The organism is Bacillus sp. 0209A (assembly GCF_036765095.1).
In the GTDB taxonomy this organism is placed as follows: Bacteria; Bacillota; Bacilli; order Bacillales; family Bacillaceae; genus Bacillus; species Bacillus subtilis_G.
Genome location: NZ_JBAIZV010000002.1, coordinates 139548 through 161436 on the forward strand (window position 1 = coordinate 139548; position 21889 = coordinate 161436).

Consider the following 21889-nt stretch of genomic DNA (forward strand, 5'->3'; position numbering starts at 1 on the left):
TGAATGAATCTGGAATAGTATACTTTGAAAAAATAATATGCGCAATATGATATGGTGATAAAATCCTGATATGCCTGAAAAATGAGTCTTTTATCCCTGTGTCTTTACTATATAAATCTACTACATTTAAGCGAATCTCATTTTCTGCATTCTGTCATTTTCTAAATATAATGAATTTCTCATTTAGATTACATTATAATGATATATGTTAATATTTTCATTTGAGGGAGGGGTTTGATGTCTAGAAAAAACAGGGTGGCGATCGCAACAATCATTTCTGCGTTTCTTTTTTGTGCCGTGATTGCCGCTGCTTCACTTTCGCCGCTGGCCGGAACGGGAGCGGCGGCCAATCAATTTAACTCAGTCGGCATGTGGTCAGCTATCGGTATGATCCTTGTGATGTATTTCATTCCTTTTGTTATTTACATGCTTGGAGTTGATGCGATGAGGTATGTAATGGCGGTGCTTTGCGGTTTTGGGTTGCTGATTCATTTCTCTTCGGCCGGTTTTATCTTGATGTATGGTTTGTTCAGTGACCAGCTGCTTTCTGAGGTGGTCTTTGTGATTGTGGTTTGTTTCGCCGCGGCTGCTGTCAACATCATTTGGTTTGTGGCTGCTTTTCGTTCTGTTGCTGAAAAAACGTCCGCGAACAGCCTTACATAGTTTTCTAGTTTGTGATGGTTTTGTGAAGTAGAATTATAAAATGGATGAATATGTTATGATGATCACAAATTAGAAATTACATATAATGGGGGTCTCAATGATGGTCAGTTCATTTCGCATGAAAGCTTTGATTGCGGGAGCCGCGGTGGCGGCTGCTGTGTCAGTCGGCGCTGTTTCTGATGTGCCCGCTGCCAAAGTGCTTCAGCCAACAGCTGCTTATGCGGCGGAAACGGTGTTTTCTCAAAATAATGGAGCATCCGGCTTTTTAACAGGAAGGTATGATGTACAAGCGATGGCGCCTGCCATGTTTAACTGGTCACGCGAAAGCCGGTTCGCCGGAAATACAGACGGGACACTGAAATGGCAAAACGACATCAGAACGACTCCTCAAAATGGAGCGGGGGCTGTGATTGATGAAGACGGCACAGTATATCTTCATTCCAGAGATGGGGAAATGAAAGCTTTTCATCCGGATGGCTCAGTCAAATGGGTGACAGGCAATCTGGGAAAAACATTCACGCAATCTCCCGTACTCGGAACCAACGGCGTTATCTATCTGGCATCCTATGACAAAAAGATTTATTTTATCGACAAGGAAACAGGCGAGATTCTAACAACGGTCCCATTAAGCGGCGGGCCAAGCTCTGAAACGGTGATCGGTTCAGACGGCACGTTGTACTTCTCAACACTTGATAATTATGTTCACGCGATCAAACCGACGTCAAAATCAACTTGGACAGAACGCTGGAAGTTGAAAACAAATGGTGTCGTCAGCTCTGTGCCGGTGCTTGCCAAAAACGGCACTGTATATGTAGGCACATATAATTACGTGTTTTATGCGATCAACTCCGGAACCGGACAGGTGAAATGGTCCAGAACGACGTCAAATGCGTTTAAAGGATATCCAGTGATTGATAAGGATGGCAACGTTTATGCCGGTAACCAAGACGGACAGCTGTATGCGTATACGTCAACAGGCAGCTTAAAATGGACATTTCCGCTTAACGGGTTCTCCAGTTCATCGCCTGCGATCGACCATAATGGCAATATCTACATCGGTTCAGGAAGCGGCGAGCTGTTTTCCATCAGCAAAAACGGAGATATGAACTGGTCATTCTACACAGGAGGCCCTGTCAGAACGGCACCGCTAATTGATGCGAAAGGAACGGTTTATTTCGGGTCAGATGATATGAAGGTTTATGCGGCGGACTCAAACGGCAATGAATTATGGAGCTATCAAACCGACAGCAACGTCGTGTCATCTCCTCAGCTTGCTGAGGACGGAACGCTTTATATTGGAAGCTATACGAAGCTAATGGCTTTTGGGAAATAGCAGAAAGGCTGGCGAGGTTATCTCGTCAGCCTTTTTTTGGTAATCAATCGAGATTTTTACTTTTATAGATAACCTTTGTCCCGCAAATATAATCGTGTAATGCCAGTTTAGAGGGGAAAGCCGCCATAATGTAACCGATATACAAAATGCCTGATGGTATGTAAGCGAAGAAACGGCCAAAGCTGTGCCAAAAAGAAAGACGCTCGCCATACTGATTGACAACGATGATGCCCATGAGTTTTTTGCCCAGTGTTGCTTGCATTTTTGAAGAAGTCAGCAAGCTATAATAAAGAATGCCGAAGATATAGATGATGGCTATAACAGGGATTGTTCCGAATACCAGCACATAAAATTTATATTCTCCTTCTGTCATATAAGGGCTTCCTGCATCAATGAGAGGCAGGACAATGAAGGTGTTAATAAAAATCATAATAAAAGCAAAAAAATAGATAATCAAATCATCAATAATAGAGGCAACTGCCCGAATCCAAAATCCAGCTGGTTTTTCCATGTATAAAATTCTCTCCTTTGAAGTTTTCTGGGATATTATACGTGAGAGGTTGTGCGGTTTCAATGAGATATACTAGAGGAATTTGGTCTCGTAGCAAAAACAGTATTTTATTACTATTCATTTCTTCTATTTTCCTTTTTGCCTTTAGGTTAATAGGATGATAAAAAAGAGAATCCGCAGAGTAATGCAGATTCTCTTAACTATGATTATTTAGAGGCTTGAATCAATACACCTTTTTCGTGAGAAAACTCTTTAAATCCATATACGCCATGATAGGAGCCGATCCCGCTTGTGTTGACGCCGCCGAATGGAAGGTTGACGTCACTGAAGTGAACGACAACATCGTTAATGGCTGCGTTGCCTGATGTTGTATGCTGAAGGACGTTGTCGATCAGGCCTTGGTTGTGGCTGAATACATAAAGCGCAAGCGGTTTATCGCGGTCATTTACGTAATCGATGACCTCGTCGATGTCTTCATAATTCATCATTGGCAGGATCGGTGCGAAGATTTCCTCCTGCATGATTTTCATGTCGGGCGTGACGTTTTTCAAAACGGTTGGCGAGATCGTGCGGTCGCTGGCATCGAATACGCCGCCGAACACGACTTCCGCACCTTTTTCGATAGCGTCGTCGAACAGGTCTTTGACGCGGTTGAAGTTGCGGTCGTTGACAATCTGCGTAAATTTGTTGCGGTCCGGATTGCGATCATCCTCCATAAATCCCGCGTTGACGATTGTTTGTAAAATGCCCGCGAACTTGTCCTGCACATCTTTTTTAATGAACAGATAATCAGGTGCGATGCAGGTTTGGCCGGCGTTTACGAATTTGCCGACGGCGATCTTTTTCGCTGCGTCCATGAGATCGTATTCACTGTCAATGATTGTCGGGCTCTTGCCGCCAAGCTCAAGTGTGACAGATGCCAAGTGTTTGGCAGCCGCTGTCATGACGATTTTTCCGACATTTGTGCTTCCGGTGAAGAAAATATGGTCGAATGGCTGATCCAGAAGCTCGGTTGCCACCTCAACCTCTCCTTCAAAAATCGCGACTTCTTTTTCATCAAAAGCATCTCGGATTACTTTAGCGGCAATGTTGCTTGTGTTCATCGTAAAATCGGACAGCTTCACAATCGCGCTGTTTCCGGCTGCGAGAGAAGCGGCAAGCGGCGCCATTGTGAGCATAAACGGATAGTTCCACGGGCCAAGGATAAGTGTTACGCCTTTTGGCTCGTACATGAGAATCCCATTTGCCTCGGGGCTTAACGATGAACCGACTTCTTTAGGCGCCATCCACTTTTCCAGGTTGTTCATATTATCTCGGATTGCTTTTTTTGTTCCTTCGATTTCCGCTTTTTTGACCTCGTGATATGGTTTGCGGACGTCTTTGCGGATCGCTTCGGTGATTTCTTCCTCATGGGCGATCACAGAATCTAAAAAGCGCTGAAGCTTTTCTCTGCGCTGTTCCGCTGTTGAAGCTCGTAATGCTTTTTGCTGTTTTTTCTGAAGCTGAAACACACGCTGAATGTCGTCTTTTATTTGCTGTTCCATTGTAAATCCCCCTCATTTGCTTTCTTCTTTTCTCGGACCTATTATAAAGTGGTACCTTTTCTATAAGAAAGACAACGGTGAACCATCTATACGTTACCGTACATATATCGAATATCTGTCTAATGACTGGGGGTGTTTTTGTGGCGGAATCTGCTGAAGCTCAAGTGAAACAGGCGCTGCTGGCTTTATTGGAAGAAAGAGACATTCAACACATCACGATGAAAGAAATTGCTGAAAAGGCCAAAGTGAGCCGCGGGACGCTCTACCTTTATTATGAAGACAAGTTCTCTATTATTGAGGATGTGATCGAAGACATGAAGGAAGGGCTGGGTGAAGCGCTCTATGACGCCTTCAAGCATATGGACACACTCCATTTAAATAAAAAACGGCACACCGTGCATCCGACTCTGTCCTTTGTCCACGAGCATCGATCCTTTTTTGGCACGATGATGAATAGAGGACATTTTCATCGTTTTTTTAAGGATGTGTTTCAGCTGGATGTTTTGCTGGCTCCGGTCAATGTGAATCTGACGCCGATCGAACAGGAGATTTACGGACATTACCGGGCTTTGTACACGTACGCGATTATCCTCTATTGGCTGCATGAGGATGCGGACGCTTCTCCGGAAGCCATCAGCCAAAAGGTATGGGAGCTCGTTTCTCAAAAGCGGTTTTATTGGCTGTTTGGACAGGCCCCGTCAAGGAAGCGGCAGGAGGACAAGCAAATCGACAGGCGTGTGGTTCGAACGAGAGAAGCGCTTCAGAAGGCTTTGCTGGACGTATTGGCAGAGAAAAAAGACTACGCGGCCATCACGATTTCTGACATGACCCGGAAAAGCAATATCCGCCGCGCAACCTTTTATGATCACTATGCCAGCAAAGAGGAATTGCTGCAGACCATGATTCAGCAATCATGTGCGGAGATTATAGATCACCTGACGATTGCCTCAAGTCCGAATGAGCTTTCTTTAAAGGATGCGGAGGAGGCGCTAGCCAGTCTGCTTTCTGCTTTATCAAACATGCCCATTGTCCCTTTTCTCAATCGGGAATGGGGTGTTCCTCATGTGATACCTGATATGTTCAAAGCGCTGGAATCGTTTTACCTGCATCAGCAGACTGACATTCATGCGGAGAAAAAACTTTACGCCTATTATGTATCCGCGATGATTATAGGGCTGATTTTGTATCGGCTTGATGAAGGAAAAGCGCATGCGCCGGAAGTGCTGGCGAGGGAGTTTTTGCAGTTTTTGGATGTGAAGAAGTATAAGGTTGTCTTGCTATAAACGAGAGAAACCAGCCTGCGGTTGAAATGGAAGGCTGGGGAGTAACTTCAGTAGGTTTTGAAAAGAAAACCTGAGAGAGGTAACGCTTCCAACGGATATACATTTGCCCGGATACTCAGTCCGGGCTTTGTGTCGTTATATCACTTGGTCTTTTGAGTTTCTTTCAAGGTGAGATTTAAAAATAGAAGGGCCAAAAGAATTTGAGCAACGTTCACCAACCAAGCTTTCCAGCTTACAGTGGGGTCTAAAATTGCATTGAAGAGCAAGTGAACGATAGAAGAAAGTGAAAAGAGTAAAAAGAGAAGTTTGTTTTGTGACATAAATTGCGTACCTTTCTATATGTAGAACTTGTAAGAGTGAATTCTTTATCCTACAAGATTTTACTTTCTCTATTTTTGACAATCTGTTAAGGGATATACTAAGTATTAATTTGAACTTTTGGCGTTTTTAGCTCGTTTATATAAAAAAAGTGCATAGTTTAAATAGATAAGATATAAAGCGAGATTAAAAATACCTAACTGAAAAAAACAAGAAAGAGATATGCTTATGAAACCTCCTAAAATGATATAGGTATACAGCAATTTCATTCTATCAACTCCCAATAAATGCTAAATATATTGTAAGGTAGAATTGACAGTATGTAAAATAAATATGAATACAATAAGTAGTTTTCATCTCTTTTTTACAGATAGAGAAAAATAATTAGGAGCAAATGAAGAGAGAGCTTAACCTCGTGGTCAAGGCTGAGCTCCCTTTTAATGTTAATTAATGTATGGATCGTAATACATATATTGCGCAGACCATGTTTATTTCGTTTATTTCGTTTCTTCCTTCCACTTCTCATCAATCAACATCTTCCCAGGCCATGTATAAGCCATAATGCCGCCGTCTGCGGTGATATCTTCTCCTGTGACGTATGAGCTGTCGTCTGAGGCGAGGAACAGCGCCACTGTTGCCATTTCCTTCGGCTTACCGAGGCGTCCGAGCGGCGTGATCCACTTGTTGGCTTCACGGAATGTTTCGCCCATTTCCTGTTCCTTGGTACCTGCTAATTTGTCAATCAGCGGCGTTTCGATCGTGCCCGGTGAAATGGAATTGACGCGGATGCCGTCTCTTGCGTAATCAATCGCCATCGCTCTTGTCAGATTGGTGATTCCGCCTTTTGCGGCGTTGTAGCCGGAGCGATCGAGGTCCGCGGCCCGGCCTGACATGGAGGAGGTGTTGATGATGGAGCCTCCGTTTTCGAGCATGAGCGGAATCAAGTATTTGCTGCAAAGAAACGTGCCGCGCAGGTCGACGGCGATAATGCGGTCAAACAGGTCAACGGGATATTCGTGCACTTTTCCGCCCTCCTGATCAACCCCGGCGTTATTAAACAGAATATCAATGTTACCGCAAGCATCCTTGATTTGATCCGCAAATGCTTTCACACTGTTTTCATCTGACACATCGAGGTGAAAGGCGTCCGCCTGTCCTCCGTTTTTTCTAATCGCTTCAACGGTTTCTATCATTTGGTCTTCATTAATGTCTCCGATCATCACACGCGCGCCTTCATTGGCAAAAACCTCTGCCGTCGCTTGCCCAATGCCTGTCGCTGCGCCTGTGATGACTGCGGTTTTGTTTTCAAGTCTTCTCATAACACGAGTCCTCCTTTTTCTATTTGTCTTCCCGCTATGTGCAGTGATAAACATGCGAGAAAAGAAATGCCAACATATGTTAAGATGGACTAGAAATTGTTGGGGGGTTTGTGTGTGTTGAAGGTGCAGCATAAGAAGGAGCTCAAGTTTTATTGCTTCGTCACGATTCCGTCCGCGTTTGTTGTGCTGACTGTCATCTCTTTTCTATTCAAAGAGATTACGTTTCCGGTTACAGCCCGCGCGTTTCTAAATGCTTCATGGCATAATATATTATTTTTGATACCGTTCGGGTTGTTTTTCTACCCGGTGCATATTTGGATGAAGCGAGAGTTTGGCCGCTGGAATGGCGCAGTAAAAAAGAGAGGGTGATGACCTCTCTTTTTTGAGAATATATAGTGAAAGTGCATCTAAATCATGTTAAATTTACATATATATGCATCTATTAATCTAATTGACAATTGTCACCGTATGTGATAAATAGATGCTGATAAGAGTTTACATAACCTAATAACAAATCAAAAAGGGGCGATCTAGAATGGCTAAAAAAGAATTTAAAGCAGAGTCCAAACGCCTGCTGGATATGATGATTAACTCGATTTACACCCAAAAAGAAATTTTCCTTCGTGAGTTAATCTCCAATTCAAGTGACGCGATTGACAAGATCTATTACAAAGCGCTGACGGACGATGCGCTTACGTTTGATAAAGACAGTTATTACATAAAGGTCGCGGCTGACAAAAGTGCTAGAACATTAACGATCTCTGATACGGGGATCGGGATGACAAAGGACGAGCTTGAGCAGCATCTCGGCACAATTGCAAAAAGCGGTTCCCTCGCGTTTAAAAAGGAAAACGAGCAGAAGGACGGACATGACATCATCGGCCAATTCGGTGTCGGATTTTACGCGGCGTTTATGGTTGCCGATGTCGTGACGGTCATCAGTAAGGCGCTCGGCAGCGAAGAGGCGTATAAATGGGAGTCTGCGGGCGCAGATGGCTATACGATTGAGCCGTGTGAAAAGGATGCTATCGGTACAGACATTATTCTGACAATCAAAGAGAACACAGAAGATGACAGCTATGACGAATTCTTAGAAGAATATCGTTTAAAAGCGATCATCAAAAAGTACTCCGACTTCATTCGCTACCCGATCAAAATGGATACTACCATTAATAAGCCGAAGGAAGACAGCGAGAATGAATTTGAAGAGGTGCAGGAAGAACAGACGGTCAACAGTATGGTGCCGATCTGGAGAAAAAACAAAAGCGAGCTGACAGATGAGGACTATGAAAAGTTCTATGCTGAAAAGCATTACGGATTTGATAAACCGCTCTCACACGTTCATATCAGTGTGGATGGCGCCGTACGCTACAACGCGATTCTATTTATTCCTGAAAACATGCCGTTTGACTATTATTCCAAGGAATATGAGAAAGGCTTGGAGCTTTATTCCAATGGCGTTCTGATCATGAACAAATGCGCGGATCTGCTTCCGGACCACTTCAGCTTCGTGAAGGGGATGGTCGATTCTGAGGATCTGTCACTGAACATTTCCAGGGAAATGCTGCAGCATGACCGTCAGCTGAAGCTGATCGCGAAAAACATCAGCAAGAAAATCAAAAGCGAGCTGCAAAGCCTGCTGAAAAAAGACAGAGAGAAATACGAGACGTTCTACAAGTCGTTCGGCAGACAGCTGAAATTCGGCGTGTACAATGATTATGGCGCGAATAAGGATCAATTGAAGGACCTCTTATTATTCTACTCTTCGAAAGAGAAAAAATTGGTCAGCCTAGATGAGTACGTATCGAGAATGCCTGAGGAGCAGAAATATATTTATTACGCGACAGGTGATTCATACGATCGCATTGAGAAACTGCCGCAAACGGAAATGGTAGCGGACAAAGGCTATGAAATTCTCTACTTCACAGAGGACATTGATGAGTTTGCGATTAAAATGCTGACATCTTATCAGGAAAAAGAATTTAAATCCGTATCAAGCGGAGACCTTGGCATAGACACGGATGAGGATCAAAAGCAGTCAGAGGAAGAGGAAAGCAAGTATAAGGATCTGTTTGAGGAAATGAAAAACATTTTGTCAGATAAAGTGAAAAACGTCAAAATCTCAAAACGACTCAAATCACATCCGGTCTGCCTTGCTGCTGACGGCGAAGTCACGATTGAGATGGAAAAAATCTTAAACGCGATGCCGGACAGCCAAAATGTACAGGCGGAAAAAGTGCTGGAAATCAACCCGAATCACGAGGTATTCAATACGCTGCAGGATGCATTTGAACAGGATAAAGAGAAATTGAGCCTGTACACAAATCTCCTGTACAATCAGGCGCTTCTCATCGAAGGCCTGCCGATTCAGGACCCTGTGGAATTTACGAACAATATGTGCAAGGTTATGGTGTAACAGAGAAAGGAATCGTCCTGTGAGACGATTCCTTTTTTATAATGTACGCTCATTCAGCACTTGGCTCTGGCTGCTGTTCTTCTTTTTAAACCGTTGTTTCAGGCTTGCTTCAATGTCTTCCAAGCTTTTCCCTTTGGTTTCAGGAACCATGTAGAAGGCGAAGAAAAGCGATAGCAGGCAGATCACTGAAAAAATGGTAAAGACCCATGCGATGCCCATGGCGCTGAGCATCAGCGGGAAGACGAGCGACACGATCAGGTTGGTTGCTGATAAGACCAATGTTGTAAAGCCTGTTGCGGCCCCGCGCACTTTGGATGGGAAAAGCTCAGGCATCAGAACCCATACAACCGGCCCCCATGTTGCTTGGTAAAACACGATGTAGACGCCGAGGAAAACGACGGTCAGCCATGCTGTTGATGTAGAGAGCCCCAGTGTCAGGAGCACAGCTGCTAGTGCTGCCAAGCTCAGTGTAATACCGACACTTCCCCAGATCAGGAGCTTTTTGCGGCCGACACGGTCAATTAAGATCATGGCGGTGATACACATGATGACGTTGAGGACGCCGATCCCCATTGTGCCGAGTACTGATGCGGATGTGCCGAGACCGGCCTTCGTGAAAATGGTCGGCGCGTAGTAGATCACCGTGTTAATGCCGACAGCCTGCTGAAAAACGGCAAGGCCGACGCCAATGAGAAGCATGGGGCGAATCCATTTTGCTTTCAGCAAACCGAGTGTTGTTTCTTTTTCCCCTGCTTCCGTTTCTTTCATATCCGCAAGTTCTTGTTCAATATTTTCTTGATCATGAGTGATTTTCATGATGTTTTTCGCTTCTTCTACACGTCCGCGTTTCACGAGCCATCTTGGTGATTCAGGCATAAACGCGATCCCGATTAATAAAAGCACAGCAGGCACCGCAGCCAGCCCCACCATCCAGCGCCACGCTTCAAATGGCGTGAACAGATAGTTGACGATATAGGCTAATAAAATACCGGTAACAACCATTAAGTTGTTCATCGTGCCCAGTGTTCCGCGGATTTTTGTCGGCGCCATTTCTGAAAGATATACAGGCACCAGTGCCGTTGAACCGCCTACGGCCAATCCGAGAATCACCCGAGACGCAATCAGCATGCCGACCGTTTGAGAAAATGCGCAAGCGAGCGCACCAATAATGAAAATGATGGAGAGGACAAATACAACTTTTCTCCTGCCCCAGCGATCTGAGCATGTGCCGCTTAAAGCAGACCCGAAGATCGCGCCAAGAAGCAGCATGCTGACGACCAATCCCTCGGTCAATGTTATTAGAGGAATATCGTTGTTGATAAATAGCAGCGCTCCAGAGATAACGCCCGTATCGTAACCGTAAAGCAGCCCCCCTAAAGCGCCGAAAAAGTAGATCATATATTTCCTTATGTCTTTCTTCACAAATGTTCCCCCTCAGTTGTTGAACCAATGAGCACCTCATATATGTTTAACAAAGTTAATAAATGAGTACCCTTTCCCTATCTGATTTGAAACATTTGTTTTGAACATTAAAGCCAAAATGCGGGATACTGGCGATTTTTGCGCAAGTTATTGATAACGAGAGCGATGATCACGATGATGACAGATCCAATAAGTACGGGAAATATTAAATAGCTCCAAGCATACGCCCCTTGAATGACAACAATCGGATCTGCGCCGGCAGGAGGATGAGTGGTTTTAGTCAGCATCATCAAGCAAATGGCAAGTCCTGTGCCTAATGCAAAGGTCCATGGATGGGCCCCGAATACCTCAAAGACAACAATCCCTGTAAGTGCAGAAATGAAATGGCCGCCAATCACATTTCTCGGCTGTGATAATGGAGCATTCCAAGCGCTGAATACGAGCACACAGCTCGCTCCAAAAGGTGCCATTAACCATAGGCTTGAGGTGTAAGCCGTCAACGAGGCAAGTGCCAGTATAGTGATAAACCCTCCTACAAGCCCTGTCACAGCATCTTTGCCGTTTACCTGTAAAGGTGTTTTCCCTTTTCCTTTCATTTTCAAAAAGAAGTTGTTTTCCAAATGAATCCCTCCAGTAGGTATAGAATAATAGTTATAAACTAACCTGTCAATTTAATTTTTAATGGTTAGTTTATGATAACAGTAAAAAAACCGTTCACTGGGGAACGGTTTACTCATTGTTGATTTTTTTCTGATGGCGCGAGACCTTTTGTCTGTTGCCGCATATCTTCATGGAGCACCATTTTCGCCTTCCTGTTTTATCAAGAAAGAGCAAAATGCACTTTTCGTTTGCGCACCTTTTCAGCTGTTGGATTTCTTTTGTATGAATCAGCCATAACGCGTCGTAAGCGATAAGCGATAAAATGGATTGATCGAGTGTTCCATTCGGTATGCGTGCCAGTGTGTCATCTATGATTTGATAAGAAAAGGGAGCGGCGGCAATTTGATCTTGCAGGAAAGAGATGAAAGCTTGAGAGGGTTCACTGCCCTCGGCGATACGCTCAAAGTGTTTTCTTAGCTCAGCGCGGAATTGATGAATTCGTTGCAGCACGAGAGAATCATGTTCTTGGACTTGCTGTAACGTAAAAGAATGGAGAAAAGGAGCGGTTTCTCCCATTATTTCTAACCATGCCATCAGATCTTTTTCTGACTGGATGAGATCGTGCCGTTTATCATAGCTGATGATTTCTGTATTCACGAGATCGAGAGAAAGGTTTTGTGTGATCAGAGGGAATTGCGTATTTGCCATTGTAATCATTCCTTTCAACATCATTGTAAGCGCCAAAACCTTTTTCACGCAAGGATATGAGAAAAAGGAGGATTTATCGTGTTGAAAAAACAAAAGCTTGAGAAAGTGTGCAGCAGGCAATTGTCTTTTTTGCCACATATCAGTATTCAAGAATGCCTCGAGCCTGACTCAGAATCATTCATTTTTTACTTAACAGCTGAACGACCAGAAGAGAGATCAGTGGAAGAAGTCTTTCGTTTATTGATGGAGAGGGAAGAGTATGCAGAAGTTGGCTGGGAATGGAACAGAGCGGCGGTAGAGAAAAACAGAGAGGCTGTAATCACCAAAATACTGGAATCGGTGATAGAGTATGGGATCTTTTCAGAATTTGACGGAGCATCTGTTTTACAGCGAATTCTTGCCTATGAAAATAACGGGATTCAAATTGATGAACGGCTATTTACAAATGAAAGCAGACATGTCGTCATCTATGATGAATGGAATTTGTTTCTAGTGTTTGGGTATGAAGGGACGACAGCTTATTTATATACGTGGTTCACAACAGCATAGAGAGATGATCTTGTGATTGTCATACGCGAAATAGGCATGAAAAAACCTTACTCCTAATGGGGTAAGGTTTTCATTCTTATGCTGCAGGTGTAACGATTTGGTTTCTTTCTAAAATCGCTTGGGATTCTTCGTTTGCTGGGCGGTATCCCTTTTCGATCAGTTCTTTTATGTAAAGCTTATTATAAATAAATGAGAAAACAATGCCGCTGACCCAGCCGCCAATTCCTAACGTAAATGAGCCAAGAACGACAGAAATAATAAACATGATCGCAGCCCATTTTAAATCACCGCGGAATAACGCAGGGAAAAACCCGAAGAAGAAAGTCGTCCAGCTAAATCCGACTTTTACTTCCTTTGTCAGTCCGCCTTCGTTTTTCAGCAAAACCTTCATCGTATTCAACCTCTTCTCTAAGATGATATCGTAAGCAGAATCAAAGAAAAATAAGACAAAAGAAAGATTGCAAAGTTCATTTTCTGCTCAACAATTCCTATCATACTACTACTTTAGGGAAAAAGTAACTTCAAATTTAAAAAAACGAAAAAAAGGATGATATAAATCCAATTAAGTATAAATATGGGAAATGCGATCAAGATTAATATACAAAACCCGCCTTCCTAAGTGAGAAGGCGGGTTTCCTTTTATTATGAGAACAGCTTATCAATAAACGAAATATCGTCTTGAGAAAGCGTTACGTCGGCTGTTTTGATGTTATCAATCAGCTGATCGGCACGTTTTGCCCCAGGGATTAAAATATCAATTTCCGGTCTTGCCAAATACCAAGCCAATACGATGTGCGGGATATCAACGTTGTGCTTTTCGGCAATCGGCGCAAGCTTGTTGACCTTTCTGATATTTTCTTTAAAACGCTCGCCCTTGAAGTGTTCTTGTTCGTTTCGCAGGTCTCCTTCAGGGAACGTTGTATCTTCTGTATACTTTCCTGCCAATAATCCTGATACGAGCGGGAAGTAAGGGATAAATGAAATGTTATGCTCCTTCGTATACGGGAAAAATGTCTTTTCCGCTTCACGGTTTAACAGGTTGTATTCGCCTTGCAATACATCTACCAAGCCGTCTTTGTTTGCTTCCTTCAGCTGCTCTAAAGAGAAGTTGGATACACCGATGGAACGGATTTTTCCGGCTTGCTTCATCTCATTCAGCGCGTTAACCGCTTCATCCTTCGGCGTATGTTCGTCCGGGAAGTGAATGTAGAATAAATCGATATAATCCGTATTCAAACGCTTCAGGCTTTCATCAACTGATTTCTTAAGGAATTCTGGTGAATTATCAAAGACAAAGTCATTTCCTTCTTTTCTGTGCGCCGCTTTCGTCGCGATGACGACATCTTCGCGATTGAACTCGCTCAGCACTTCACCAATTAGCTCTTCGGAACGGCCGATCCCGTAAATATAAGCGGTGTCTAACATGGTCACACCATTACGGATCGCCTCGCGTACCAGTTCTTTCCCGGTTTCTTCATTCAGGTTCGGGTAGAGGTTATGTCCTCCGACAGCATTTGTTCCTAATCCGATAGGGAATACCTGCAAGTCTGATTTTCCGAGCGTAGCTTTTTTCATGATCTGCCTCCTAGAATAAAATGGATGAAAGACTCTCAACACTATTGTAACCGTTAGGCCAGATGAATGCTGATTTGGTGCTCATTGCAGTACTGTGTGTACTCGTCATCTAATGGCTGAGATGTCACAATGCAACGCAGCCTGTCAAACGGCGCATATGTCAAAAGTGTTGATTTTCCGAATTTAGAATGGTCAGCCAATAAATACACTTCTTTTGCTTTTTCCGAAATCCTTTTTTTAATGTCGTACTCCAGCAGATCGGAATTGGTCAATCCGTGTGTCAGCGTCGTTCCGGTAGCGGACATAAAGGCTTTGTTGATGTTGTACTTATCAAGCATAGCCGGGTCGTCCATGCCGACAAAGGAGCGGGTTTTTCTCTTATAGTTGTTTCCGATAATGATTAAGTTGATATTCTTCAAAGCTGACGCCGCATTGATAATGTCTAAGCTGTTGGTTAAAATGGTGACATTTTTGGCCGGGTCAAGCGTATCGAGAATAGACTTTGTTGTCGTTCCTGAATCAATGAAGATCAAATCGTGATCTTCAATAAAACGGGAGGCATAATGGGCGATTTTTGTTTTTTCATCTTGGTGCTGAATGGTGCGATTCTCAAAAGGAACTAATGCGGTTTTTTCAATAGATGTTACGCCGCCGTATACTTTTTCAATCGCACCCTTTTCTGTTAGCTTGTTGATATCTCGTCTGACTGTGTTTTTAGAGACATTGAACACCTGGCACAGCTCATCTAAGGAAACAGTGCCATGCGATAATATGTACTCCTCCATTTCCTGAATCCGCATCAGTTTCATATTAAAAACTCCTTCTTGAATCTTTACGTAACATAAATATATAATAAAAACCAAAAGTTTATCAATAGTTGATTAAAAAATGATAACACCGGTGTATATCTTTTGCAAGAATCGACGGACTTCTTGTTTATCTCTTAATTAGTTAAAAGATTAATATAATAAAAATAATGAAAAAATGTAGTGTTTATGATTGACTTATGGGTATTGTGCGATTAGAATATAACCAAGAAATGACCAAAAAGTAACCTGATGTGCATGAAATGGTTGCTTATTTCAAATTGCATCGCCATTTATTTTTTTGGTTTTTTTGAAAGCGTTTAATTCTTGGCTTGCTGAAAAGTGGATATTGATATGAATCTATCTTGAACCATCCATACAAGTGTATGTGTTTACTAATGAAGGAGGCAATAAGAATGGCAGAAATCAGAAAATTAAAAAACTACATCAACGGTGAATGGGTTGAAAGCAAAACAGATCAATACGAAGAAGTTGTTAATCCGGCGACGAAAGAAGTGCTGTGCCAAGTGCCGATCTCTACAAAAGAGGATATTGAGTACGCTGCGCAAAAAGCGGCTGAGGCATTTCAAACCTGGTCAAAAGTGGCGGTTCCACGCCGTGCCAGAATTCTATTTAACTTCCAGCAGCTGCTTTCTCAGCATAAAGAAGAACTTGCTCATCTGATTACCATTGAAAATGGAAAAAACACAAAAGAAGCGCTTGGAGAAGTGGGACGCGGAATTGAAAACGTGGAATTCGCAGCTGGAGCACCTTCCCTGATGATGGGTGACTCGCTTGCTTCCATCGCAACGGACGTTGAAGCGGCCAACTACCGCTACCCAATCGGAGTTGTCGGCGGAATCGCGCCATTCAACTTCCCGATGATGGTTCCTTGCTGGATGTTCCCGATGGCAATCGCGCTCGGAAACACATTTATTTTAAAGCCATCTGAGCGGACGCCGCTGTTAACAGAGAAATTGGTTGAGCTTTTTGAAAAAGCGGGTCTTCCGAAAGGGGTATTCAACGTCGTATACGGTGCGCATGACGTTGTGAACGGCATCCTCGAGCATCCAGAAATTAAAGCGATTTCATTCGTAGGCTCCAAGCCGGTCGGCGAATACGTTTACAAAAAAGGAAGCGAAAACTTAAAACGCGTTCAATCTTTGACAGGAGCGAAGAACCATACGATTGTCCTGAACGATGCGAATCTCGAAGACACAATCACAAACATCATCGGAGCAGCCTTCGGTTCTGCCGGTGAACGCTGCATGGCTTGTGCGGTTGTGACGGTTGAAGAAGGAATCGCTGATGAGTTTATGGCGAAGCTGCAGGAAAAAGTGGCTGACATTAAAATCGGTAACGGCCTTGATGACGGCGTGTTCTTAGGACCGGTTATTCGCGAAGACAACAAGAAACGCACACTCAGCTATATCGAAAAAGGTTTGGAAGAAGGCGCGAGACTCGTATGTGACGGACGTGAAAATGGGTCTGACGAAGGCTACTTTGTCGGCCCGACGATCTTTGACAATGTCACGACAGAGATGACGATCTGGAAAGATGAAATTTTCGCGCCGGTCTTATCTGTTATCCGCGTGAAAAACCTGAAAGAAGCGATTGAAATTGCCAATAAGTCTGAGTTTGCGAACGGTGCCTGCCTGTTCACATCCAACTCAAATGCAATCCGCTACTTCCGTGAAAACATCGATGCGGGAATGCTCGGCATCAACCTGGGTGTGCCGGCTCCAATGGCGTTCTTCCCATTCTCAGGCTGGAAGTCTTCATTCTTTGGAACGCTGCATGCGAACGGAAAAGACAGCGTCGACTTCTATACGCGTAAAAAAGTGGTTACAGCAAGATATCCGGCGCCTGATTTCAACTAAACGACGAACAGCCGAACGGCGTCCATGTGCGCTGTTCGGACTCATTCTGCCAATAGAAAGAGGAGGGCTTCACTATGAGTTATTTGTTGCGTAAGCCGCAGTCGAATGAAGGATCGAATGGGGTCAAACTGGTGCACGAAGTAACGAAATCCAACTCTGATCTCACCTATGTAGAGTTTAAAGTGTTAGATCTCGCTTCCGGTTCCAGCTATGCAGAAGAGTTGAAAAAACAAGAAATCTGTATTGTGGCAGTAACGGGAAAAATCACAGTGACCGATCATGAGTCGACTTTTGAGAATATCGGCACACGTGAAAGCGTATTCGAACGAAAACCGACAGACAGCGTCTATATTTCAAATGACCGTGCATTTGAGATTACAGCGGTCAGCGACGCAAGAGTGGCGCTTTGCTATTCTCCATCAGAAAAACAGCTTCCGACAAAGCTAATCAAAGCGGAAGACACCGGAATTGAGCATCGCGGGAAGTTTTCAAACAAACGCACAGTGCATAACATTCTTCCGGATTCAGACCCTTCAGCTAACAGCCTATTAGTGGTTGAAGTCTATACTGACAGCGGCAACTGGTCCAGCTACCCGCCTCATAAACATGACCAAGACAACTTGCCGGAAGAATCTTTCTTAGAAGAAACGTACTACCATGAGTTAGATCCGGGACAGGGCTTTGTGTTTCAGCGCGTATATACAGATGACCGCTCCATTGACGAGACGATGACCGTCGAAAATGAAAACGTTGTCATCGTTCCTGCTGGATACCACCCGGTAGGCGTTCCGGATGGATATACATCCTACTATTTAAATGTCATGGCAGGGCCGACGCGGAAATGGAAGTTTCATAACGACCCGGCGCATGAGTGGATTTTAGAACGCTAACAAGTGAGGAGTGGCTGTTTACGATGAAGTATACATTCAATGAAGAGAAGGCTTTTGATATTGTTGCCATCGGCCGGGCATGTATTGATTTGAACGCAGTGGAATACAACCGCCCAATGGAAGAAACGATGACGTTTTCGAAATACGTCGGCGGTTCACCTGCGAATATCGCGATCGGCAGCGCGAAGCTAGGCTTAAAAGCGGGATTCATCGGCAAAATTCCAGATGACCAGCATGGAAGATTCATAGAGTCCTATATGAGAAATACCGGCGTTGACACAACGCAGATGATTGTTGATCAAGATGGCCATAAAGCGGGCCTTGCATTTACAGAAATCCTCAGCCCTGAGGAGTGCAGCATCTTAATGTATCGCGATGATGTGGCAGACCTCTATCTGGAGCCTTCAGAGGTAAGCGAGGCGTATATCGCAAAGGCGAAAATGCTGCTTGTTTCGGGGACAGCGCTCGCCAAAAGCCCGTCACGGGAAGCGGTGTTGAAAGCTGTTCAATATGCGAAAAAGCATCAGGTCAAAGTGGTGTTCGAACTGGATTACCGCCCATATACGTGGCAGTCAGCGGATGAAACAGCCGTTTACTATTCTTTGGTCGCCGAGCAGTCTGATATTGTCATTGGCACACGCGATGAATTTGACGCGATGGAAAATCGCACAGGCGGAAGCAATGAGGAATCAGTCAATCATTTATTTGAGCATTCAGCCGACCTCGTTGTCATTAAACACGGCGTCGAAGGCTCTTACGCATACAGCAAATCAGGCGAGGTATTCCGAGCGCAAGCGTACAAGACAAACGTGCTGAAAACCTTTGGAGCTGGTGATTCTTATGCGTCAGCCTTCATCTATGGCCTTGTCAGCGGAAAAGATATCGAAACGGCATTGAAATACGGCAGCGCTTCAGCCTCCATTGTGGTGAGCAAGCACAGTTCGTCAGAAGCGATGCCGACTGCGGAAGAAATCGTACAGCTTATTGAAGCACAGTCATAATTGAAAAAGATCGAGTAAAGGTGGGATCGTTTGTGGGTAAGAAAATTCGCTTAACAACAGCACAAGCGCTGATTAAATTCTTAAACCAGCAGTACATCCATGTAGATGGAAAGGAAGAGCCTTTCGTTGAAGGGATTTTCACGATTTTCGGTCATGGTAACGTATTAGGGATTGGCCAGGCGCTTGAGCAGGATGCAGGCCATTTGAAAGTCTATCAAGGGAAAAATGAACAAGGAATGGCGCATGCCGCAATGGCGTACAGCAAACAAATGCTGAGACGAAAGATATATGCGGTCTCTACATCCGTCGGACCCGGAGCGGCCAACTTAGTAGCAGCGGCCGGCACTGCATTGGCAAACAATATCCCGGTTCTCTTCATTCCGGCAGATACATTTGCGACAAGACAGCCAGACCCTGTACTGCAGCAAATGGAGCAAGAATACAGCGCGGCGATTACGACAAACGATGCATTGAAACCTGTATCGAGATACTGGGACCGCATTACGCGCCCCGAGCAGCTTATGAGCAGTTTGCTGCGCGCGTTTGAAGTCATGACTGATCCGGCAAAAGCAGGTCCGGCAACGATTTGTATTTCTCAGGATGTGGAAGGAGAAGCATACGACTTTGATGAAAGTTTCTTCGTCAAACGGATTCACTATATTGATCGCATGCAGCCGAGCGAGCGCGAGCTTCAAGGTGCGGCGGAGCTGATGAAAGCCAGCAAAAATCCTGTGATCCTCGTCGGCGGCGGCGCAAAATATTCCGGTGCGCGCGATGAATTGGTTGCCATTTCTGAAGCGTATCACATTCCGTTAGTTGAAACGCAGGCAGGAAAGTCGACAGTTGAAGCTGATTTTGCGAACAACCTCGGCGGAATGGGCATCACAGGTACACTTGCGGCAAATAAAGCGGCCCGCCAAGCTGATTTGATTATCGGCATCGGCACAAGATATACGGATTTTGCGACATCCTCTAAGACCGCTTTTGATTTTGATAAAGCGAAGTTCCTGAACATTAATGTCAGCCGAATGCAGGCGTATAAACTCGACGCGTTCCAAGTGGTGGCGGATGCGAAAGTAACGCTTGGCAAACTGCACGGCTTGCTTGCAGGCTATAAGAGTGAATTCGGCTCAACGATCAAGGAGCTGAAGGACGAATGGCTCGCTGAACGCGAACGCCTCAGCAAAGTGGCATTTAAACGGGAAGCGTTTGATCCGGAAATCAAACATCATTTCTCTCAAGAGATTCTAAATGAATACGCTGACGCGTTGAATACGGAACTTCCGCAAACAACGGCATTGCTGACAATCAACGAAACGATTGCTGAAGACAGCGTAATTATTTGTTCAGCGGGCTCTCTTCCAGGAGATTTACAGCGTCTGTGGCATTCAAATGTTCCGAATACGTATCACCTGGAATACGGGTACTCCTGCATGGGCTATGAAGTGTCCGGGACACTGGGGCTTAAACTGGCCCACCCTGACAGAGAAGTATATTCCATTGTCGGAGACGGCAGCTTCCTGATGCTTCACTCTGAGCTGATTACAGCGATTCAGTACAACAAGAAAATCAATGTGCTGCTCTTTGATAACTCTGGTTTTGGATGTATCAACAACTTGCAAATGGATCATGGCAGCGGCAGCTACTATTGTGAGTTCCGCACAGATGACAACCAGATTTTAAATGTCGATTATGCGAAAGTTGCTGAGGGATACGGCGCGAAAACCTATCGTGCGAACACAGTAGAAGAGTTAAAAGAGGCGTTAGAGGATGCGAAGAAACAGGACGTATCAACGTTAATTGAAATGAAGGTTCTGCCAAAAACAATGACGGACGGCTATGACAGCTGGTGGCATGTCGGCGTAGCAGAGGTGTCTGAACAAGAAAGTGTTCAGAAAGCATACGAAGCAAAAGAGAAAATGCTGGAATCTGCTAAGCAGTATTAGAGGGGAGGCATCATAGATGGGCAAAAATGAAATCCTGTGGGGGATTGCTCCCATTGGGTGGCGGAATGATGATATGCCTGAAATCGGAGCGGGAAATACTCTTCAGCATTTGTTAAGTGATATTGTCGTCGCGCGTTTTCAAGGCACGGAAGTCGGGGGCTTTTTCCCTGAACCTGCCATCCTGAATAAAGAGCTGAAGCTTCGGAATTTGCGGATCGCAGGAAAATGGTTCAGCAGCTTCATCCTCCGAGACGGACTCGGAGAAACAGCAAAGGCGTTTAAAGCGTATTGTGAGTACTTACAGCAAGTAAAAGCGGATGTCGCTGTTGTCTCTGAACAAACCTACAGTGTGCAAGGCCTGGAAAAAAACGTGTTCACAGATAAACCGTACTTTAATGATGAAGAATGGGAACGGCTTTGTGAAGGGCTCGATCACCTTGGCAAAATTGCCGATCAGCATGGCTTAAAGCTTGTCTATCATCATCATCTCGGCACTGGCGTTCAAACGGCGGAAGAAGTGAACCGTCTGATGGCGGGTACAGACCCTGCGCATGTACACCTCCTCTATGATACAGGCCATGCTTATATTTCTGACGGAGACTACATGGGAATGCTTGAGAAGCATTTCGCCCGCATTAAGCATGTGCATTTTAAAGATGCCAGACTGAATGTCATGGAACAGTGCAGGCTTGAAGGGAAGTCGTTTCGGCAATCGTTTTTAAAAGGCATGTTTACGGTTCCCGGTGATGGATGCATTGATTTTAGAGACGTATATCAGCTGCTGTTAAAGAACAATTATTCCGGATGGATTGTCGTTGAAGCTGAACAGGACCCTGATGTGGCAAACCCGCTTGAGTATGCATTGATCGCCAGAAACTATATTGATAAGCAGTTGTTGAATCTGGCTTAATGGGGGTTTGGAGTCTGTTTGTCCCAATGGTTATGACCAATTTCGGCATTGGAACAATGGCTGCAATTCTTCCCGGATGTGTGACGGCCAGTATGATCATCGGGCTTCTCTTCGCGCCGAATACATCTGGCAAGTCGCTTGAACAAATTCAGGAGGAACTCTACGGATCTCCTCGGACCCAAGTAAAGCAAGGAACAGAAAGCAAAATCATGTAA

Annotated in this window: 20 protein-coding genes and 1 pseudogene; 12 read left to right on the forward strand and 9 right to left on the reverse strand. The window is 44.5% G+C overall.

Going from position 1 to position 21889, the window contains the following annotated elements; translation table 11 throughout:
• The first annotated feature begins 237 nt into the window (after nucleotides 1-237).
• On the forward strand, nucleotides 238-663 hold the full coding sequence (locus V6D44_RS05950; RefSeq protein WP_202327812.1) for a DUF5391 family protein: 426 nt from the start codon (nucleotides 238-240) through the stop codon (nucleotides 661-663).
• 100 nt (nucleotides 664-763) lie between these two features.
• Nucleotides 764-1996, forward strand: a complete 1233-nt coding sequence (locus V6D44_RS05955) for an outer membrane protein assembly factor BamB family protein (RefSeq protein WP_087991836.1) — start codon at nucleotides 764-766, stop codon at nucleotides 1994-1996.
• A gap of 43 nt (nucleotides 1997-2039) precedes the next feature.
• Here V6D44_RS05955 and V6D44_RS05960 read toward each other — a convergent pair whose 3' ends face one another.
• Nucleotides 2040-2507 carry an RDD family protein gene (locus tag V6D44_RS05960; protein ID WP_148963237.1) on the reverse strand — a complete coding sequence of 156 codons (468 nt, stop codon included), beginning with the start codon at nucleotides 2505-2507 and terminating at the stop codon, nucleotides 2040-2042.
• Between the two features lie 206 nt (nucleotides 2508-2713).
• Nucleotides 2714-4051 carry an aldehyde dehydrogenase family protein gene (locus V6D44_RS05965; RefSeq protein WP_333516339.1) on the reverse strand — a complete coding sequence of 446 codons (1338 nt, stop codon included), beginning with the start codon at nucleotides 4049-4051 and terminating at the stop codon, nucleotides 2714-2716.
• Nucleotides 4052-4191: 140 nt separating this feature from the next.
• On the opposite strand from V6D44_RS05965, the gene V6D44_RS05970 reads away from it, so the two are divergent.
• Nucleotides 4192-5334: a TetR/AcrR family transcriptional regulator gene (locus tag V6D44_RS05970; RefSeq protein ID WP_202327815.1), complete on the forward strand. Its 1143-nt coding sequence runs from the start codon at nucleotides 4192-4194 to the stop codon at nucleotides 5332-5334.
• Between the two features lie 815 nt (nucleotides 5335-6149).
• Here the strand turns inward: V6D44_RS05970 and V6D44_RS05975 are convergent.
• Nucleotides 6150-6971: an SDR family oxidoreductase gene (locus V6D44_RS05975; protein WP_087991841.1), complete on the reverse strand. Its 822-nt coding sequence runs from the start codon at nucleotides 6969-6971 to the stop codon at nucleotides 6150-6152.
• Between the two features lie 117 nt (nucleotides 6972-7088).
• Here V6D44_RS05975 and V6D44_RS05980 point away from each other — a divergent pair, with 117 nt between their 5' ends.
• Together V6D44_RS05980 and htpG are read left to right on the forward strand one after the other, a co-directional pair.
• Nucleotides 7089-7340 carry a hypothetical protein gene (locus V6D44_RS05980; RefSeq protein WP_087991847.1) on the forward strand — a complete coding sequence of 84 codons (252 nt, stop codon included), beginning with the start codon at nucleotides 7089-7091 and terminating at the stop codon, nucleotides 7338-7340.
• 166 nt (nucleotides 7341-7506) lie between these two features.
• Entirely contained in the window at nucleotides 7507-9387 is a 1881-nt protein-coding gene (gene htpG, locus V6D44_RS05985) for a molecular chaperone HtpG (RefSeq protein WP_087991842.1), read from the forward strand.
• Nucleotides 9388-9423: 36 nt separating this feature from the next.
• Here the strand turns inward: htpG and V6D44_RS05990 are convergent, their stop codons facing one another.
• The 3 genes from V6D44_RS05990 to V6D44_RS06000 form a co-directional block, all read right to left on the reverse strand.
• On the reverse strand, nucleotides 9424-10809 hold the full coding sequence (locus V6D44_RS05990) for a sugar porter family MFS transporter (RefSeq protein WP_333516340.1): 1386 nt from the start codon (nucleotides 10807-10809) through the stop codon (nucleotides 9424-9426).
• A gap of 107 nt (nucleotides 10810-10916) precedes the next feature.
• Nucleotides 10917-11405, reverse strand: a complete 489-nt coding sequence (locus tag V6D44_RS05995) for an HPP family protein (protein WP_253269176.1) — start codon at nucleotides 11403-11405, stop codon at nucleotides 10917-10919.
• Between the two features lie 133 nt (nucleotides 11406-11538).
• Nucleotides 11539-12117: a CGNR zinc finger domain-containing protein gene (locus V6D44_RS06000; RefSeq protein ID WP_253268711.1), complete on the reverse strand. Its 579-nt coding sequence runs from the start codon at nucleotides 12115-12117 to the stop codon at nucleotides 11539-11541.
• A gap of 78 nt (nucleotides 12118-12195) precedes the next feature.
• On the opposite strand from V6D44_RS06000, the gene V6D44_RS06005 reads away from it, so the two are divergent.
• Nucleotides 12196-12666 carry a hypothetical protein gene (locus V6D44_RS06005; protein ID WP_087991955.1) on the forward strand — a complete coding sequence of 157 codons (471 nt, stop codon included), beginning with the start codon at nucleotides 12196-12198 and terminating at the stop codon, nucleotides 12664-12666.
• 76 nt (nucleotides 12667-12742) lie between these two features.
• Here V6D44_RS06005 and V6D44_RS06010 read toward each other — a convergent pair whose 3' ends face one another.
• The 3 genes from V6D44_RS06010 to iolR form a co-directional block, all read right to left on the reverse strand.
• Entirely contained in the window at nucleotides 12743-13057 is a 315-nt protein-coding gene (locus tag V6D44_RS06010) for a DUF2628 domain-containing protein (RefSeq protein WP_121641573.1), read from the reverse strand.
• Between the two features lie 251 nt (nucleotides 13058-13308).
• Entirely contained in the window at nucleotides 13309-14241 is a 933-nt protein-coding gene (locus tag V6D44_RS06015) for an aldo/keto reductase (protein WP_087991953.1), read from the reverse strand.
• Between the two features lie 53 nt (nucleotides 14242-14294).
• Nucleotides 14295-15050 (reverse strand): myo-inositol utilization transcriptional regulator IolR, encoded by a 756-nt coding sequence (iolR, locus tag V6D44_RS06020; RefSeq protein ID WP_087991952.1) that lies wholly within the window; start codon nucleotides 15048-15050, stop codon nucleotides 14295-14297.
• 413 nt (nucleotides 15051-15463) lie between these two features.
• Between iolR and iolA the strand changes: the two genes are divergently transcribed.
• The 6 genes and pseudogenes from iolA to V6D44_RS06050 form a co-directional block, all read left to right on the forward strand.
• A complete protein-coding gene (gene iolA / locus V6D44_RS06025) occupies nucleotides 15464-16927 on the forward strand; it encodes a methylmalonate-semialdehyde dehydrogenase (protein ID WP_202327818.1) in 1464 nt (487 codons plus the stop codon).
• A 74-nt stretch (nucleotides 16928-17001) separates the two neighbouring features.
• Nucleotides 17002-17817: a 5-deoxy-glucuronate isomerase gene (gene iolB, locus V6D44_RS06030; RefSeq protein WP_253268710.1), complete on the forward strand. Its 816-nt coding sequence runs from the start codon at nucleotides 17002-17004 to the stop codon at nucleotides 17815-17817.
• A 23-nt stretch (nucleotides 17818-17840) separates the two neighbouring features.
• On the forward strand, nucleotides 17841-18818 hold the full coding sequence (iolC, locus tag V6D44_RS06035) for a 5-dehydro-2-deoxygluconokinase (RefSeq protein ID WP_087991949.1): 978 nt from the start codon (nucleotides 17841-17843) through the stop codon (nucleotides 18816-18818).
• Between the two features lie 32 nt (nucleotides 18819-18850).
• Nucleotides 18851-20764 carry a 3D-(3,5/4)-trihydroxycyclohexane-1,2-dione acylhydrolase (decyclizing) gene (gene iolD, locus V6D44_RS06040; protein WP_333516341.1) on the forward strand — a complete coding sequence of 638 codons (1914 nt, stop codon included), beginning with the start codon at nucleotides 18851-18853 and terminating at the stop codon, nucleotides 20762-20764.
• A 16-nt stretch (nucleotides 20765-20780) separates the two neighbouring features.
• Complete coding sequence (gene iolE, locus V6D44_RS06045; protein ID WP_202327820.1) at nucleotides 20781-21674, forward strand: myo-inosose-2 dehydratase; 894 nt, start codon at nucleotides 20781-20783, stop codon at nucleotides 21672-21674.
• Nucleotides 21674-21889, forward strand: a pseudogene (locus V6D44_RS06050) (MFS transporter); the annotation flags it as partial. The gene iolE and the pseudogene V6D44_RS06050, both read left to right, overlap by 1 nt.